Origin of the sequence: Rhizobium sp. Leaf321, from assembly GCF_001423215.1 — a bacterium.
GTDB classification, from domain to species: Bacteria; Pseudomonadota; Alphaproteobacteria; order Rhizobiales; family Rhizobiaceae; genus Neorhizobium; species Neorhizobium soli.
In genome coordinates this window covers 155460-172767 of the sequence record NZ_LMOF01000004.1, presented here as the reverse complement: position 1 = coordinate 172767, position 17308 = coordinate 155460, and the positions used below count along the sequence as shown (strand labels likewise).

Annotated in this window: 13 protein-coding genes and 1 pseudogene; 9 read left to right on the top strand and 5 right to left on the bottom strand. The window is 57.8% G+C overall.

The features are described from left to right. Window positions 1–294 precede the first annotated feature (294 nt). Window positions 295–1644 (top strand): MFS transporter, encoded by a 1350-nt coding sequence (locus ASF70_RS03440; protein ID WP_062454408.1) that lies wholly within the window; start codon window positions 295–297, stop codon window positions 1642–1644. A gap of 84 nt (window positions 1645–1728) precedes the next feature. On the opposite strand, the gene modC is transcribed toward ASF70_RS03440, so the two are convergent. From modC to modA, 3 genes are read right to left on the bottom strand one after another with little or no spacing between them, the layout of a single operon-like run. Then, on the bottom strand, window positions 1729–2799 hold the full coding sequence (modC, locus tag ASF70_RS03435) for a molybdenum ABC transporter ATP-binding protein (protein ID WP_062577439.1): 1071 nt from the start codon (window positions 2797–2799) through the stop codon (window positions 1729–1731). Then, window positions 2796–3497 (bottom strand): molybdate ABC transporter permease subunit, encoded by a 702-nt coding sequence (gene modB / locus ASF70_RS03430; protein ID WP_062577437.1) that lies wholly within the window; start codon window positions 3495–3497, stop codon window positions 2796–2798. Before modB ends, modC begins: the two co-directional genes overlap by 4 nt. Window positions 3498–3545: 48 nt before the next feature. Beyond that, the gene (gene modA, locus ASF70_RS03425; RefSeq protein ID WP_082471729.1) at window positions 3546–4331 is read right to left on the bottom strand and encodes a molybdate ABC transporter substrate-binding protein; all 786 of its coding nucleotides are present in this window, start codon (window positions 4329–4331) and stop codon (window positions 3546–3548) included. 656 nt (window positions 4332–4987) lie between these two features. On the opposite strand from modA, the gene ASF70_RS03420 reads away from it, so the two are divergent. The 6 genes from ASF70_RS03420 (at window position 4988) to ASF70_RS03395 (ending at window position 14760) form a co-directional block, all read left to right on the top strand. Next, window positions 4988–5422, top strand: a complete 435-nt coding sequence (locus ASF70_RS03420) for a hypothetical protein (RefSeq protein WP_062577433.1) — start codon at window positions 4988–4990, stop codon at window positions 5420–5422. Between the two features lie 1999 nt (window positions 5423–7421). Further along, a complete protein-coding gene (locus ASF70_RS03415) occupies window positions 7422–8927 on the top strand; it encodes an HWE histidine kinase domain-containing protein (protein WP_062577432.1) in 1506 nt (501 codons plus the stop codon). Then, on the top strand, window positions 8928–9266 hold the full coding sequence (locus tag ASF70_RS03410; protein WP_062454524.1) for a response regulator: 339 nt from the start codon (window positions 8928–8930) through the stop codon (window positions 9264–9266). A gap of 364 nt (window positions 9267–9630) precedes the next feature. Then, window positions 9631–12204 (top strand): HWE histidine kinase domain-containing protein, encoded by a 2574-nt coding sequence (locus ASF70_RS03405; protein ID WP_244473939.1) that lies wholly within the window; start codon window positions 9631–9633, stop codon window positions 12202–12204. A 292-nt stretch (window positions 12205–12496) separates the two neighbouring features. Continuing rightward, on the top strand, window positions 12497–13069 hold the full coding sequence (locus ASF70_RS03400) for an SOS response-associated peptidase family protein (protein WP_348270985.1): 573 nt from the start codon (window positions 12497–12499) through the stop codon (window positions 13067–13069). A 1370-nt stretch (window positions 13070–14439) separates the two neighbouring features. After that, window positions 14440–14760 carry a hypothetical protein gene (locus ASF70_RS03395; protein WP_156461739.1) on the top strand — a complete coding sequence of 107 codons (321 nt, stop codon included), beginning with the start codon at window positions 14440–14442 and terminating at the stop codon, window positions 14758–14760. 187 nt (window positions 14761–14947) lie between these two features. Here ASF70_RS03395 and ASF70_RS03390 read toward each other — a convergent pair whose 3' ends face one another. Together ASF70_RS03390 and ASF70_RS03385 are read right to left on the bottom strand one after the other, a co-directional pair. Continuing rightward, window positions 14948–15400, bottom strand: a complete 453-nt coding sequence (locus tag ASF70_RS03390; protein ID WP_062577426.1) for a BA14K family protein — start codon at window positions 15398–15400, stop codon at window positions 14948–14950. Window positions 15401–15602: 202 nt separating this feature from the next. Continuing rightward, window positions 15603–16007 carry a helix-turn-helix domain-containing protein gene (locus ASF70_RS03385; protein WP_062577424.1) on the bottom strand — a complete coding sequence of 135 codons (405 nt, stop codon included), beginning with the start codon at window positions 16005–16007 and terminating at the stop codon, window positions 15603–15605. 12 nt (window positions 16008–16019) lie between these two features. On the opposite strand from ASF70_RS03385, the gene ASF70_RS03380 reads away from it, so the two are divergent. Beyond that, complete coding sequence (locus ASF70_RS03380; RefSeq protein ID WP_280136581.1) at window positions 16020–16856, top strand: NAD(P)-binding domain-containing protein; 837 nt, start codon at window positions 16020–16022, stop codon at window positions 16854–16856. Between the two features lie 101 nt (window positions 16857–16957). After that, window positions 16958–17109, top strand: a pseudogene (locus tag ASF70_RS24530) (ATP-dependent DNA ligase); the annotation flags it as partial. Window positions 17110–17308: the final 199 nt, after the last annotated feature.

The window sequence follows — 17308 nt, the reverse complement described above, 5'->3', positions numbered from 1 at the left end:
GGTCTGCTCGAAACTTTCGATGTGTCCAGTCGGCCTAACGGAGCAAGCAACTGATCTCCATGAGGTGTTTCGTCGCAGTGCAATAACTTTTTCGCGCTGCAATGCAAGCGGGGTGTGTGGATTGATGATGGTCGTTGCAAAAACATCAACTCCGCCTCAATGTCCATCTGTTGCCATGGGTGCCTCAGAAAACACCAAAATCCGCCCAAAATATGCTTTTTGCGCGACGTCTTGATTGACAGCTGGTACGCCCGACATTCTCATGTGGAAACAGACGTGCAGGAGAACACATTCATGAGCCAACTTGCCAATCCTACATCCACAGAGATGGAACGGGATGCCCGGCAGATCCACGACGACAAGCCGGTCGAACCGAGCAATATTGCTATCGGGGTCGTCATCGGCAGAATGTCGGAATTTTTCGACTTCTTCGTGTACGGCCTTGCCTCGGTCCTGGTTTTTCCTCGGGTGGTCTTTCCGTTTGCCGGAGACCCGGTCACCGCCACGCTTTACTCGTTTGCGATCTTCTCGCTCGCGTTCATCGCGCGTCCTGTTGGTTCGGTGGTCTTCATGTGGGTCGACCGTACCTATGGACGCGGCACGAAGCTGACGATTGCCCTTCTCGTGCTCGGTGGCTCGACGGCCTCGATCGCCTTCCTGCCCGGCTATGAGACGATCGGATACTGGTCGCCGGCTCTGCTGGCGCTGTTCCGTCTGGGCCAGGGTTTTGCGCTGGGTGGAGCCTGGGACGGTCTTGCATCGCTGCTGGCACTGAATGCACCCCCGAACCGCCGCGGCCTTTACGCGATGATCCCGCAGCTCGGCGCGCCATTCGGGTTTGCGCTCGCGAGCGTCCTGTTCGGCTATTTCGTCTTCAATCTCTCCGACGCCGACTTCCTGAGCTGGGGCTGGCGCTATCCGTTCTTCGTCGCGTTTGCCATCAACGTTGTGGCCCTGTTTGCTCGTCTGCGCATTGTTGCATCGAAAGAGTTCGGCGATGCGCTCGAAGCCCACGAATTGCAGGCAAAGCCGGTTCTGGAAGTGCTGCGCGTTCACGGGGGCGACGTCGTTCTCGGCGCCTTTGCCCCGCTTGCAAGCTTCGCGATGTTCCACCTTGTAACGATCTTCCCGCTGAGCTGGGTGACACTTTTCGGTGGCCAGAGCGCCGGGAAATTCCTGTTCGTCCAGGTCATCGGTGCTTTGCTCGGACTCGTGACGGTCGTGATCTCCGGTCTTCTTGCAGACAGGATCGGTCGTCGCCGCCAGTTGATCATTGGTGCGGTGATCATCGCCATCTTCAGCTTTACGGCGCCGTTCCTGCTGAATGCGGGCGGTACCGGCCAGGATGCATTCATCATCATCGGCTTTGCCATCCTAGGCCTTTCCTTTGGTCAGGCCTCCGGTTCGGTTTCGTCGCGCTTCAGCCAGCCTTACCGTTACACCGGTTCGGCCCTGACGTCCGACCTCGCATGGTTGGTCGGCGCAGGTTTTGCGCCACTGACCGCGCTCGGTCTCGCGAGCCAGTTCGGCATCATCTTCATCGGCGGATACCTGATTTCGGGTGCCATCTGCACGATCGTCGCCCTGATGCTCAGCCGTGCACCCGACAGGTCGGCCGACAGCCCGCAGGGTGTCGCGACCTGATCGAACGGGTTAAAGCCTATAGACAGACGAAAAGGGTCAGCCAGCGCTGGCCCTTTTTATTTCGGGCACAGCTTACCCGGCCAATTACCGTGCCAGGGCGACGGTCTTGATCACCGCATAGACGGGAAGTCCGGCTTGAAGTGCAAGACGCTCAACCGACAGGCCGGTGATCCGGGCAAGCACCACGTCTTCGCCACACCGGATCTTGACGCGCACCATGCCCTCCCCTTCGGCATCCATCTGGGCGATCTGCCCTTCCAGAATGTTGAGGGCGCTCAGCCCTTCGGGCTTCCTGGTGGCGAGCATCACATCTCGCTCCGGCACATGGAGCCTGACGCTCTGTCCAACCTGCGCCCGCGCGTTCGAAACGACGAGAACTTCGGACGAAAGCCGCACAGTCGCCAAGCCATGCGCCGAATCGATCGCTTCGACGGTTCCGGAAAGCACCACGCCGGCTTCGCGGCGCTCTGTGGCCAGTACTTGGCTGCCGGACAGCACGTCCGACGGTGTGCCTGATATCTCCACCCGACCGTCGCTCATCATCACGACGCGGTCCGAGAGCCTCGCCACTTCCGCGACCGAATGGCTGACATAGACGATAGGCATCGCGGTCTCATCGCGCATCCGCTCCAGATAGGGCAGGATTTCGGCCTTTCGCTCGTCGTCGAGCGCTGCGAGTGGTTCGTCCATCAGGAGCAGTCTTGGTGACGACAAAAGCGCTCGGCCGATCGCCACGCGCTGCTTTTCGCCACCGGAAAGGTTGCCCGGCCGGCGGTCGAGGAGCGGACCGATGCCGAGCAGTTCGACAACATGCGAGATATTCTCGACCTGCGCTGACTTGGGCGCGAACCATTTTCCGTAAAGAAGGTTCTGACGGACGCTTAGATGCGGGAGGAGCCGTGCTTCCTGGAAGACATATCCGAAGCGACGCCTGTGCATTGGCACGAAGATGCCACGGTCGGTATCCAGCAAGACATCGCCGTCAATCTCGATCCGTCCGCGCTGCGGTTTGGAGAGGCCGGCAATGGCGCGCACCAGCGATGTCTTTCCGGATCCCGAGCGGCCGAACAGCGCCGTCACGCCGCCTGTCGAGGTGAAGGATGCGTCGAGCACGAAGCTCTTGAACGACTGCCGCACGTCCACGATCATCGTCATTCGACCGCCACCTTGCGTCCGACCAGATAGGCCATGCATTCGGACGCGAGCAGCGCCGCAAACGAAATCGCGATCGCTACGATGGTAAGACGCATGGCGCCGACATCACCGCCGGGAACCTGAGTGAACGTATAGATCGCTGCCGACAGCGTCTGCGTTTCGCCGGGGATATTGGACACGAATGTGATCGTCGCACCGAATTCACCCATGGCCTTTGCGAAGGCGAGGATCATACCGGCGATAATGCCGGGAAGAATGAGCGGCAGGGTAACGGTGAGGAAGACCCAGAGGGGACTGGCGCCAAGCGTGCCGGCCGCCTCCTCCAGCTTCCGATCGACAGTCTCGATCGACAGCCGGATCGAGCGGACCATCAGGGGAAATCCCATCACCCCGCAGGCAAGGGCGGCACCCGTCCAGCGAAAGGAGAGGACGATGCCGAGATAATCCGCGAGGAACGAGCCCACCACGCCACGTCTGCCGAAGACGATGAGCAACAGGAACCCGGTCACAACAGGCGGCAGGATCAGCGGCAAAAGCACGATGCCGTTGAGGATCGATTTGCCCCAGAATTTTCCGCGCGCCAAGACATAGGCGACGAGAATGCCGAGGGGCAGGCTGACAAGGACGGCCACGCTCGAGACCCGAAGGCTCAGGCGCACCGCCGTCCATTCCTCCTCGCTGAGTACCAACCAGTCCAACGCTGCTTCCCTTCAGACATCAGCCCAAGGGGCCCAAGTCAAACTGGCTTACTTCAGAACCGTAAAGCCTTCCTTTTCGAAGAAAGGCGCGGCTTTGGCGGACTTCAGGTAATCGAGATAACCCGCGGCATCCGGCGATTTTGAATCCGATAGAATCGCAATCGGGTAGATAATCGGCGCATGGCTGTCCGCGGGGAAGGTTCCAACCACCGCGACACCCGGATCGGCAGCGGCATCGGTTGCATAGACGATGCCGTAAGGCGCTTCGCCGCGCGACACCAGCGCGAGCGCTGCCCTCACACTTTCGGCACCGGCGACGCTTTTTTCGACCGACGACCAGATGCCGAGCTTTTCCAGCGCCGACTTTGCGTATTTGCCCGCAGGAACCGAATTCGGCTCACCCATGGCAAGCTTGCCGCCGTTCAGAAGCCGGGCAAGGTCGAGACCCCTGATGATATCGACCGGTGCGGCATTCTCTTTGGGCGCGACCAGCACGATTTGATTTCCGAGCCAGTTGGACTTTGTGTCTTCCTTCACCAGAGCCTTGTCGGACAGATAGTTCATCCAGTCGAGATCCGCGGAGATGAACACGTCTGCCGGCGCACCGCTTTCGATCTGCTTGGCGAGCGCCGAGCTTGCCGCATAGGAGGCTGTCACCGGCTTGCCATAGGCCTTGTTGGCAGCGTCGAGCGCATTCTTCATGCTGGCTGCAGCAAACACCGTCACCTTCTCATCCGCCGCGGCCGGAGCAGCCAGCAAGGTGAGAGACAGGGAGGCTGCGAGGACGGTCAGCAACCCTTGAAAAACATAGGAACGTCGTGTCTTACCATTCATCCAATCGCGCTCCCAGGCATAAGCAAGATATCCATCTCGATATATCGCACGGGGAATTTTTGCCAAGGGATATATTCGGCAAAATATCTCGCCGGGTAAGCCGATCCAGAACGCTCTGTTGTAGGTCACGTAAAATGTCCGAAAGTCAAATTATGTCCTAACAGGCAGCCGTGCCGTCTTTATAGGATTAATGTCCTAGATATCGTTTGAGATCAGCGGTTTTGGTGCGCGGCCGTGGTCGAGAAGCCTGCCGCCAAATAAGCCGTGGCGAAGCCGCATGACGTCGCTTTCAACTCTCCGGGCGATGAGGGGTTGATTCGACGTCTGCTCTCCCGAACCAAATGACTGTAAGCAACACCCAGTGTCGACGTCGTGATGCGCTGGCAGACCCCGACATGCAACGCCACAGCCTTCTTCCTTGCAACCGAAACCGCAAGACTCCCGCCCTGCCCTCCTTGATCAAACCTCACCAAAACCATCTAATGACGGTTGTTGTAATGGGCGTGATGATTGCAGCAGCCTGCTTGACTTCCGCGTTCTTGGCGTAAGCGACAGAGCGCTCACTCACCTCACTACTACAACTCACTGATTAAAATTAGCAATTACGAATACTCGCATTAATGGCAGAATTGGGATGATTCGATCAGGGGTTTGAGATGGCCTTCAGTGAAAACGACGTTCCTAACTTAGGGTTCTACAATTGGAACGTGGTGGATAATTGCCTTACCGGCGATGCGATATTCGCCAGTCTCTACGGGTTCACTTTGGATGAGGTGGTTAGAGGTGTGACCATCGAAGACGTCATGGCACGCATCATCCCCGGCGATCGTGAGAGGGTGGCTTTTGAAGTCCACACCGGCATACTCAGTGGTGAGGCTGGCTCCACCTGCTACACCGTATTTGACGGCTTTTGTTTGAAAAAGGTCATGTCGATTGGCAGATGCCTACACGATACTACGGGCTTGCCTTCATTCTACACAGGTACGATTTTCGAGCGACCGGATCGGCAGCAGGACGTTCCGACAAACGTTTCTGGTCATAATGTCGTGCCGTTCCAGCGACTATCGCGGATGGACAGGCCAGCGCATTAACAACACTTTAAAAATATCTTGTTGGCAAAAAGTCATACCAGCGGAACCATTCACGAACATCTGTAGAATAAACGGGAACCCTGCATCTTTGCGCGGGCTGCTCGTGACGCTCGCAACGCGAGAAGGGGTCCGGCTTGCGTCCCCTAAGCATAAAAATAATGAATTGGGTAAAGGTTAGCTTTGCCACCTTATGCGATGGCTATCCTGAAGGTAACTGCTTGACGCTGCCAAATCCGATCGACACCATTGGATACGACTGCCGATCTCTGCGATACGCTGTATGATCCGGATGGCGCGAGAGGAGAAAACCACATCGTACAGAGCCTTAGGGTTTGAAGTCGCGCCCGGCGTCACGCGAGCAGGACCAATTTCGTCATTCTGAAGTCTGGAAACGCCCTGATCCACACGGGGTCTGAGAGGCTAGGAAACTGGTTTTTTCCAGATCCGGAAATGTTAAGTCGTACCGAAATAAAAATGCTCTCAGATTGATTAAAATCGAAAAAACCCTTGATTCAGAGGATTTTAGCGTTCCCAGCCGATCGAAAAGGGGAAGGCTGTCGCGAAGACAGAGCCTTCCAAGTCGGAGGTCCGGGTTTGGCTTCGGACCAGCCGAAGGGCTATCAACGTCACCCTTATGACGCAAGCTACAAACAGGCTGTTTCAACGAGTGGGGACTTGGGAAGGCCAACATTCATCAGCCTTCCCGTTGCAACGGACGCTTCATGCGGGGAGCATGTTGAGGGCAACCGTTGCAAGTAGAGACCATGGTTCTGACGTCCTACCGCTAAACCATCGTCACTCGTCGCCATAGCCGGAGGAATCAACTCTCGGCAACAACGAAAGCGTAACAATGATCAGTGTAGGGAACAATGGTTAGATACGCTTGGCGGCAACAGGACGCTCAAGGCGAGGATTGTAGCGAAGCATGTCGGGAGCAGGTACCAATTACTGCCGACATGCTCGCCAAGCTACTGATATTGCGGCACCAGAGGCAGCACGAATATGAGTGATTCTGGTTAAGGAAGCATTGTTGATCGGGAACGCAATCAATCAGCATCAGGACTTATGGCAGAATATGGCAAGGCTCGGTAGTCTGATGCCCTGCCCTTCTGCAGGTCGTAGGAAGCATCCCGGTCGATGATGGGGACAGCTTATCCAGCCACGACGAGGTGGTTCAAACGGATAAGGAAGGGTAGCGAGCGGACCATCATCGCACCACAACGACGACAGTCCGCTCAAGCCAGTACGCGAGTATCCCTAACGCGTAATTCCCGTATGCCACAGTATTGTTAATTCTCGGTTGTCGCGAGTCCAACACGGTGGTGATGATCACTGACCGAACCAAGAAGGCAAAGGCTGTGATCTGATACCTTTGCCTTCTTGGAAGCCGACAACGACCGAAACGTTCATGCTTAAAACGTTCGTCGCGGTCGTCACGCATCTCGGCAGGCGTTGCCAAGATGCTGACTAGTTATCCGGCTTTTGTTTAAGGAATTGTTGCGAACTCATCACCTATCCTCAGTAACCAGGCGTCGTTTTGGCAATTCCTGTTTACCGACATCCAGATGCCCGGGTCGTCTGAGAGGCGTCGACCTCTCCAACGAGGTGGCGGCTCGTTTCCCAGGGGCTGGGATAGTAGTTGCATCGGGTCGTATCGTGCCATGCGACGTCGACTTGCCCCGTCAGCTCAGTTCTTCTACGAACCATATCCGGACAACATCCTTCTACCCGACACTCCGCAGACCTGCCTTCCCTGCCATCTGTCGCGCTCGGCGAAGGGCCGCTGCTCCCGTGCAACTGCAATGGTACTACCGTCCCCAGGACAATAGGCGGTTTTTGATGCTTCGGGGAGATGATAGATCTATCCAAATGCCTCAGTAGGAGAACATGAGTAAAGTTTCATAGAGACCCTCTTGAATGCCTTCCATTCAGCATTAGTCCCCACTATTTCACATCACGTCCTCGACTTCTCGCTCAGTAACTTCCTCATTGAGGCCCGATGCCAAACGACAATCTTCACGGAACCGACCCCTTCCAGTTTCTTGGCCACGACGGGGCGGTAGGAGCTATCATTAGAGAATTTGACTGGTCGAAGACGCCGCTTGGGCGAGTGGATACCTGGCCGCACTCCCTACGAACTGCGACAGCGCTCCTTCTGCACTCCCCGGTCCCAATGGTCATGCTTTGGGGCGACGACGGCGTAATGATCTACAACGACGCGTACTCCGTTTTTGCCGGACATCGACATCCAGCGCTGTTTGGCTCGAAGGTCCGCGAAGGTTGGTCGGAAATTTCCGATTTCAACGACAATGTCATGAAAACCTGTCTGGCGGGCGAGACACTCGCCTACCGCGACCAGGAGCTGACGCTTCATCGTAAAGGTTATCCGGAACAAGTCTGGATGGACCTCGACTACTCACCCGTCCCAGGCGAAAACGGGCGGCCGGCTGGCGTGATAGCGATTGTGGTCGAAACCACCGAGCGGGTCTTGGCACAACGTCGTATCATGGAAGAGTCGCAGCGGCTTCAGAACCTGTTTAGCCAGGCTCCAACGTTCATGGCGATGGTTAGCGGAGCCGACCATAGGTTCGAATTGGTCAACCCGGAATACCGGAAACTGATCGGCGGACGCGACGTGATTGGCCTCCCTATTGCCGTCGCACTTCCGGAGGTCGCCGAACAGGGGTACACAGCGCTTCTTGATCAAGTCTTCAAAACTGGTGAGCCGTTGAAGCGCATGTCGGATCGAGTGTTATTGAAGCGGAACGAGCACGGCGCTTTGGAAGAGCGCTTCGCGGACTTTGTCTATCAACCAATTCGCGACAACAACGGCAAGGTCACGAACATCTTCATACAGGGTTCGGACGTTACCGAACGGGTCAGGGCCGAAAGCCATCAGAAGCTTCTGATCAACGAGCTCAACCATCGGGTCAAGAACACGCTCGCGTCCATACAGTCCATCGTCAGCCAAACGTTGCGTGGGGTACAGACGAAGGAGGAGGCTTCAGATGCGATCAATTCGCGAATCCTCGCCCTTTCTCGCGCCCACAATGTCTTAACCGAACAGAACTGGGACGGTTCAGACCTGCGCGTGATGGTCGACAGCTCTATGGAAGCTTTCCGCTACCCCGGCAGACAGGCTATCAGCATTGACGGTCCGAGACTTCGTGTCGGTCCACATGCCGCGCTGTCGATTGCCTTGGCTCTTCACGAGCTCGCCACCAATGCTGTCAAATACGGAGCGCTGTCGAATTCCACTGGAACAGTGACCGTGGAGTGGACAGTGTCCTCCGAGAATCGGTTCACGCTGAAGTGGACAGAGCGCGGTGGACCCAAGGTTCGCCAAACTGATCGGAAAGGGTTTGGATCACGCCTGATTCTGAGGGTGCTGCCAAAGGAGCTCCAGGGCACCGCCGAGATGGATTTCGAGGAAGACGGCCTGAAGTTCAAACTGGAAACTTCCATGGAGGCCGTTGTCGACAGCTCGGCTAGCGTCGGACTTTAGATGGCGCGTATACTTATCGTAGAAGACGAAATGCTCGTCGCGATGCTGATCGAAGATGCGCTTACCGATCTTGGGCATGAGATAGTAGGACCTGCGATGCGTCTTGAGACGGCTCTGGAAGCGGCATCCAGCCAACAATTCGACTTCGCGATTCTCGACATCAACCTTGCAGGAAAACAGTCGTTTCCTGTCGCGGATTGCCTGTCACAGCGTGGCATCCCTTTCATGTTCGCAAGCGGGTACGGCGCAGCAGGTCTTTCAGCGCCCTATCTGTCGGCAAAGGTGATCCAGAAACCGTTCTCCCCTCGCGAGCTCGGGGACGCGCTAAAGAACCTGTGACGGCGAAGCTGGTTGCCGCCTGGTCAGGCGGGACGTCGCTCGCCATGGACAGGTCGTCTAAGCTGGCGACACGCTGACGTTTCACTGCGTCGCGCTGCCGTCGTGCTTAAAGCTCAGCTTGAGAGGGGCGGATTACGCCGTCTTTATTGAAACTCAACGCGATATTGTCTCGTAGCTCACTTCTGAACTGGAACAACTTTGAAATTGCGGACTTTTATGATCCTGAAAAGCGTCCTGCTATTAGTATGACATCAAAATCCCACACCGATCCCTCTTTGTTTGACGAGCCCCATGCGGTTGCACGGTGGTTTCTGTCATGGCACAACCGTTCCCAAGAACCCCCTCAGAAAGCAGGATTCTGCCCTTGAGTTACGACAGGTCCGAGGTTGATCTCAGCAACTGCGATCGTGAACCTATTCACATTCCTGGCAGCATTCAGCCGCACGGAGCCATGGTCGTCCTGGACGAAGAGACTGGCAGGGTCCTCTTCGTATCACAGAACGTCGACAGGTTTCTCGGAAGTACCAACCGCGAATACGTCGGCGCCCAGCTATCAGACGTCGTTGGTTCGACGGTCGCGCATGATCTTGGCAACGCCGTCGCCCGATCCGGGTCGAGCCATACTGCCGGACTGGTTCTGAAGGCCAAGCTCGGTGACTCGAACACCCTTGCCGACATTACGGTCCATCGTCACGGTGGACGGACATTTCTCGAGTTCGAGGACCCCGCATCGCCTGAGGATACTGAGGTCGCGCTGCACCTCACGCAGTCGCTGGTGAGGCGGGTGGACGGTCAAAAGGAATTCGATCCGCTTTTCCGCACGACGGCGCGGCTTGTCCGCGCCATGCTCGGCTACGACCGTGTCATGGTATATCGTTTTCTTCACAACGGGGCCGGACGAGTCGTGGCTGAAGCAAAGGACCCGTCGCTCAAGAGCTTTCTCGGTCAGCATTTTCCCGTCTCCGACATTCCGATGCAGGCGCGAAAGCTCTACGTCCAGAACTGGGTACGGGTGATTGGCGACGCCAATTTCGTCCCCGTTCCCCTCACCCCCCGCGTTTCCGAGGAAGAGGCACCCGTCGACCTGTCGCACGCCCATCTGCGTAGCGTGTCGCCGATACACTGCGAATACCTGCGCAACATGGGTGTCGCGGCCTCCATGTCGGTATCTATCGTAGTCGACGGCGAGTTGTGGGGCCTGATCTCGTGTCACCACAACTCTCCCAAGTGGCTGTCCATTCCGCTCCGCGTTTCCATCGAGCTTTTCGCACAGTACTTCTCGCTCCATGTTGCCTCCATCGAACATCGGGAGCAGAAGGCTGCGGCGATGTCGACCCGCACGCGCCTCGACGCGATCATTGCCGAGGTGAGGCCGGAAGAGTCAGTTGATACAGTCCTGAAATCCCGCCTCGACGACTTCGCGAGGCTGATCGCAAGCGATGGCGCTGGACTGTGGTCGAAGGGGGAATGGGCGTCCCACGGAGTGTCTCCACCCGAGAACATGGTACCCGAACTGATGGAACTGGTCGCCGGGCGGGCCGGACGCGCCATCTGGGACACTCAGGACCTTGCATCCTTCACTGGAAACAGGGAGATCTACGGAACGCGCGTCGCCGGCATGCTAGCCATACCGATCTCGGTGTCGAATCCCGATTTCCTCGTCTTCTTCCGCAGCGAAGAGGCACACCAGATCGAATGGGCGGGAGAGCCGACCAAGACCGAGATCAAGACGGAATATGGCAAGCGCCTCACCCCTCGCGGCAGCTTCGACACCTGGCGGGAAGATGTGCGTCACAAGTCCGTCCCATGGTCGGATGCGGACCTTGTCATCGCGGATGCGATCCGCGGGTATGTCAGGGACGTAATGCTCTCCCATAACGACGCGACCGAGGAGCAGCGCGAAAAGACCGAAAATCAGCGTAAGCTTCTGAACGCTGAGCTCAATCACAGGGTCAAGAACATCCTGAGTCTCGTGAAGTCGATCGCCGCTCAGACCGGAGCGAACTCCGAGTCGGTTGACGACTACGCAAAGTCGTTCGAGGGCCGCCTGAGGGCGCTGTCCTACGCGCACGACCAGTCATTCGCTGGTTCCGACGGCGGGGAACTCGGTAGCCTGATTACTGCCGAGGCGGACATGCACCGCTTCGCGCAGATGCCGGACAGGATCGTTATCTCAGGTGAACCTGTCGGGCTGACAGAGCGGGCGTTCGGCGTGTTCGCCCTGCTCCTCCACGAAATGATGACGAATGCATCCAAGTACGGCAGCCTGTCCGTACCGTCCGGTAAGCTGGAAGTCTCTTGGGCGCTGACCGAAGACGGAGACTGCCGTCTCGACTGGGTGGAAAGCGGGGGTCCTGAAGTCGTCATTCCGACCCGAAAGGGTTTCGGGTCCAAGCTTATCGAGAAGACGGTGTCCCATGACCTCGATGGAACGGTCGACCTGCAGTTTGCCAAAGCCGGCCTAAAAGCGACCTTCGTACTTCCTGCGCAACATCTCTTCAAGGTCACGACAGCGGTGCAGTCGCGGACTGATGAGGCAATAAAGCAGGAATCTTATCCGATCGGTGGCATGCGGGTTCTTCTCGTCGAAGACCAGTCGCTTATCGCCATGGACACGGAGGAACTTCTTCGGGCACTTGGCGCGATCGAAGTGACCGTGGCCGCGACGGTCGACGCTGCGCTCCTGTCTATCGAGCATAAGCGTCCGGAATGTGCGGTCCTCGATCTTAACCTCGGTGAACAGACATCCGAGGACGTAGCCGCCGAACTCGAACGCCTTGAGATACCCTACGTGTTCGCTACCGGCTATCGCGACGGGATCAGCATTCCTGCTGGATACTCGGGGGTTCCGGTCGTTCGCAAGCCTGTCGCATCGGGGGCGCTGTCGTCGGCGCTGGTCAGATCCCTACAAGGGGGTCCCGCCTCATCCGGGGGATAGCTTTGTAGCAGGCGGGATGCACCCCCTAAGCTTGAGCATGTAGCCACGGCTTGCGGCCAGACGGTCTTGGCATGCCCGTCATTCCGCAGTGTCCGACAGCGCGTCTGGTGCAGTTGATACTCTAACTCTGTCGCTTATCTACCCGACGACACGGAGAGGCGAGCATGTGCAACCTCTACAATGTCACAACTAACCAGGCGGCCATCAGAGACTTCATCAGCATCACGCGGTTCAGGGAAGGAAACCTGCCCCCGTCAATCAACGTCCACCCCGATCGTCAAGGGGCATCCGCATGGACTCGGACGGCGAGCGCGAGCTGACGATGTCGACGTGGGGCATGCCGACGCCCGAGGTGCATCTCGACGGCAAGCCAGACAGGGGCGTAACCAACGTCCGCAAGACGTTCATTCCCCACTGGCAACAGTGGCTCCGCGTCGAGAACCGTTGTCTTGTCGCTGCAACGGCATTCAGCGAGTACGAACAAACGGCTGACGCGGCGACGGGAAAGAAGCCGCTTCGATGGTTCGTCGTCGGTGAGGATCAGCCGCTGTTCATGCTTGCGGGCATCCATACGAAGTGGATCGGCTCACGGGGACCGATCAAGGCGCCGCGTGAGGGAGAACACGACCTCTATGCCTTCCTGACGACCGACCCCAACGAGATCGTAAAGCCAATCCACCCGAAGGCCATGCCCGTTCTTCTGACGACTAAGGAAGAATGCGAGATCTGGATGACGGCGCCGTGGAGCGAGGCGAAGGGATTGCAGCGTCCCCTGCCCGCCGACCGAATGATGGTGCTGCCGCGCTACACGGCGGTCGGCGGCCTTGGCGGAGTTTCGGCACCGCCGAGGGACCTGTTCGGCTGAACTCGCGTGTCGACGAGGAAAACGGGTGCGACGGACGATGAGGCGATCTGGCCGCTGGTCGGTGCTGAGACGCCTTACAATAGAATGCACGTTGATCGGCAGCACGGCCACTGTTCGGTATTACTGGTCCAATCCATATGGCAGTTGCCGGTCAGCCGGTGACAGCAGAGCAATCGGGAACTGAAGGAGAGCCGACCGTCGGCAACCACATACCTTTGATCATCAGGGCGGCGGGCAATCAACTGCGGAAATTCAGTGATGACAAGTGAAACTCGGCGCCAAATGTAGGGAATTAGAGACCCAACGCCGAGCCTTTGCCGCGATAGCTATCAAGCCTACCGTGACAACCCACGCTTCTTGAAGAAAGACTGACCCGCTAGCTGTCGAGTGTCATATCGATGTGAGGACGTCGGAACACGGCTTTAGATTGCAAAATGCCCGTCCGGTCACGTCGGGCGGCTAGAGCTCAAGGTAGCTCCAGCGACGGGCCGATATTTCGAGCAAAGGTCCCATCAGACAGCACCCAAGTTACTGTCACACCCGTACCCCGAGGGGCACGCGTATGTGAGCAGCAACGGGTAAAGAAATCAAGGACCGAGGCGCTTCAGCCTTTCGCGCTCTTCGATCCCCTTAGACAGCGCAGCAGGCCAAGGCAAACCAATGGGCAAAAACGTCAGCGGCCACCACATCATTAGGACGAGCGATGCAAGGGTCCCGACTGTCGTGGAGAGGTGGTTCATCTGCTCTTTCTGATTGCATTGAGGTGAAAGACAGTGGAGGCCGCCTCAGGACGACGCATCAATTCTTCGAAGATCTAGCAGCATGTAAGCACTTGCTCGTGACGAGGCTCGACGCACATTCAACGTGGTCCGCCGCGTCGAGCCTCCGCCGCGGGTGGGGGTCCGTTTAAGGAAGGCAACCGCGGCTTCGCATCCTGTATCGATGGGTAGGAAAGCGCAACGGCCAGATCTCGCACTGTTGAACCTAAGCGACCGGGCGCAGAGAGCGCGACTCCACCCACAACTTTACTCGCATCCCTTGGAAAGACCCTCATCGTGCGGCGGAGTCAACTGTCGGCTGCGGCTCTTGCTTTGGGCAAGAATGATCCTACCTTTCGCCTTGAATGCTCACCACGACCACGGATGTACTGGCGCGGTAGAGCAGCGACGAGGTCGGTGGCTTTCGCCCCGGCCTTTTCTGTTAGGAGCTTGGTCGGTCGACAGACGCTGTCCCGACACATGGAGGGAGCTTGACAATGAAAATGAGAAGTTTTGGAGGAGCGGTTGCCATCGGTTTGGCGTGCCTGACGCTTGCGGGCTGCGTCAGCGAGACTGGCGGCTACTCGACGTACGAAACTGTCTACGATCGCGGTGACCGATCGGACTACTATTGGCGTCGAGATCGCGTCCGATACCACGGCCATTATGGCCGCCCGGACCACTGGGATGGCCGGCCAGGCCGCCCCGGTCGCCCCGGCCATTGGTCCGGTAGGCCAGATCGTCCGGGCGGTTGGGATGGCAGACCAGATCGTCCAGACAGACCCGGTCGTCCCGATCGACCGGACAGACCAGACCGTCCGGATCGGCCAACCAGGCCCGACCGTCCAGACAGACCGGAAAGACCGACGCGGCCGGATCGCGACAACTCTGGAAATTGGGGTGGTGACAGGCCCGACCGCGGTCACAACGTGATCATTCCACGTCAGTAGTCATCTGGATTGCCTTCGGCGGCTCCTGGCTGCCGAGGGCTCCGCGGCCGTTGCTGACCGTCCTGAGCGGAAATTGCATTTGGCGCGGCGCCTATCTGCTTTTCACCAGATACCATAGAAAAATCCCGTCATCGCTGACGGGATCTGTGTTGCAACGTCTCATTCCAAACTTAGCGGCAAACGCGACGCGGTCCCGAGCTGGGCTGATACGTGTTGTCAGAGGCGCGGTACGAGCGGTAACGCGCGGCGCAGCTGCTGCTGCCGTTGCGGTTCTGCGAGGCGATCGCGCCGCCGATGATGGCGCCTGCAGCGAGGCCGCCGATGATAGCGCCCGCATTGTTGCGGCGGCGGTTATCATAACGACGATCGTAGCGGCGGTTGCTGTAACGGTCGCGGCGATCGTACCTGTCTCTGCGATCATAACGATCCCGACGATCGTAGTGATTGCTGTAGCGGCGCTCGCCGCGGGGAACATAGCGGCGGTTGTCGTCTCTGTATTGAACCTGCTGAACGTCGGTCGCCGGCGTAGAAGCGGCAATCGGCGCCTTTGGCATTGCCTGAGCCGGGACATACCCCGTGAACGCCGTCATTATCGAGATGACTATGATTGCTAGCTTTTTCATTTACATCCTCCATTGGTGGAAAACGGAGATAGGGCGGCTTTCGGAGAGCGGTAGGGCGAACTCTTCGGACCCGATTCAATAAATCTCAGGTTGAATTGGAAGCCGGTCGAGATAGAACGCTGATCGCGGCGTAGCGGAAAGCGCTGCCTTGCGGTGTTCATAGGCCCGCATGAAGCGCCGAAGGCGACTGGCTTCTGTGGCTTCACAGTTGCGGCGCACTCGTCTTTTCGGACGTTACTGTCGGCTCGCCCATCGTTTCCCGTCGCATGAACGCCCAGTCGATCAACTCCGCCATCGCGGGGCAGAGCGCGATGCCCATCCCACTCAGCTCGTACTCCACTCGCGGTGGCACCTGAGGGAAAACGGTCCGGGTGATAATCCCGTCTTTTTCCAGTTCCTTGAGCTGCTGGATCAGCATCTTCTGATTGACGCCCTCGACCCTCCTCTCCAGCTCGGAGAACCTCAGCGGTCCCTTTGCGCCGAAAAGCTGGCAGACGATAACGATTTTCCACTTGCCCTCCAGTACACGCAGGGCGTCCCGAGTGGCGGCTGCCCAAACGAGCTGCTGTTTAGAATCGTCGCATCTCCAATCGCGTTCGATGGCCATACTTACCTCGCAGTGGGTAACCCACTTGTTTGTCTGTTCTTGTTGAATTCACCAGCTACACCTAATCTAGGACATGAAACAACCGTGAAGGAGTGCAGTCTCGTGAAGATAGGAATTCTTGGCGTCGGCCACATTGGGAAAACCCTAGTTCGGACCCTCAGCGAAGCAGGGCATGACGTGAAGGTCGCCAACTCGCGTGGCCCAGACACAATCCCGTCCGAGGTGCTAGCGTCAGGCGGACGGGCTGTCGATGCCGAGGAAGCTGTTAAAGGCGCCGACGCTATCATTCTCTCGATACCCCTGAACCGTATTCCCGGTATCGCTTCTCTGTTGGCGATGGTCACTGAGGAAACAGTCGTAATCGACACTTCGAACTACTATCCGATGCGCGACGAGAAGATCGTCGAGATCGAAGACGGCAAGGTAGAGAGCGTCTGGGTGTCCGAGCAACTTGGCCGCCCCATAGTCAAAGCCTGGAACGCGATTGGTTCGGACTCCTTCGCGAGGAAGGGCAAACCCGCAGGAAGTCCTGGACGTCTCGCCATTCCGGTTGCAGCAGACCGGGATGAAGATCGCGAGGTAGGGCTCGCGCTTGTCGAAGACTCCGGGCTGGATGCAGTCTACTCGGGCACTATCGCGGAGTCCTGGCGGCAACAGCCGGGCGCTCCTGGCTACTGCACCGACCTAACGCGGGAAGAGATGCCTGACGCGCTGGCGAAGGCGGAGAAGGCTCGCCTGCCGAAGCGTCGTGATCTAGCCGTGGCGGTGATCCAGGAACGGGTCGGCGACGCGACGACGAACCCCGATGCGGATTTTGGCGTTCGTCTTAACCGCGCGATCTGCATGTAAGATCCGTCAAGAGGCTGGCTGCGTACCGGTGGCCAGCCTCGTCTGATCGAGCCCGCCAGCCAGATGTAGCAGCGTGCTTTTCCGCTTCCAGACTCACCAGTAAAGGAAAGAACTTAGTATTCGCGCAGCCAACCCTTACGCGGAAATCCAGTTTCGAGGGTGGACGGATGACAACAATCTCCGTCACGCCTCCTACAAAGGACTCCGCGAAGTTCAGGACAACGCTGACATCTATGAGGTCCGAGACAACTGATCTCTCCTCGTCTGGCTAACATGGACCGACGCTCTACACCGCGAGTAAGGAAAACTTGCTCGGACATCATAGGCCGAAATCAACGCTGCAAAGCCGCACTGCTCCATCCCAGCCAAGCTGTTTCGAACGACTGAAGTTGGACTGGCTGGTTGCGAGTTTAGCAGCTAATCCTGAGTTCATTAGCTTCCCCTTGTTCCAT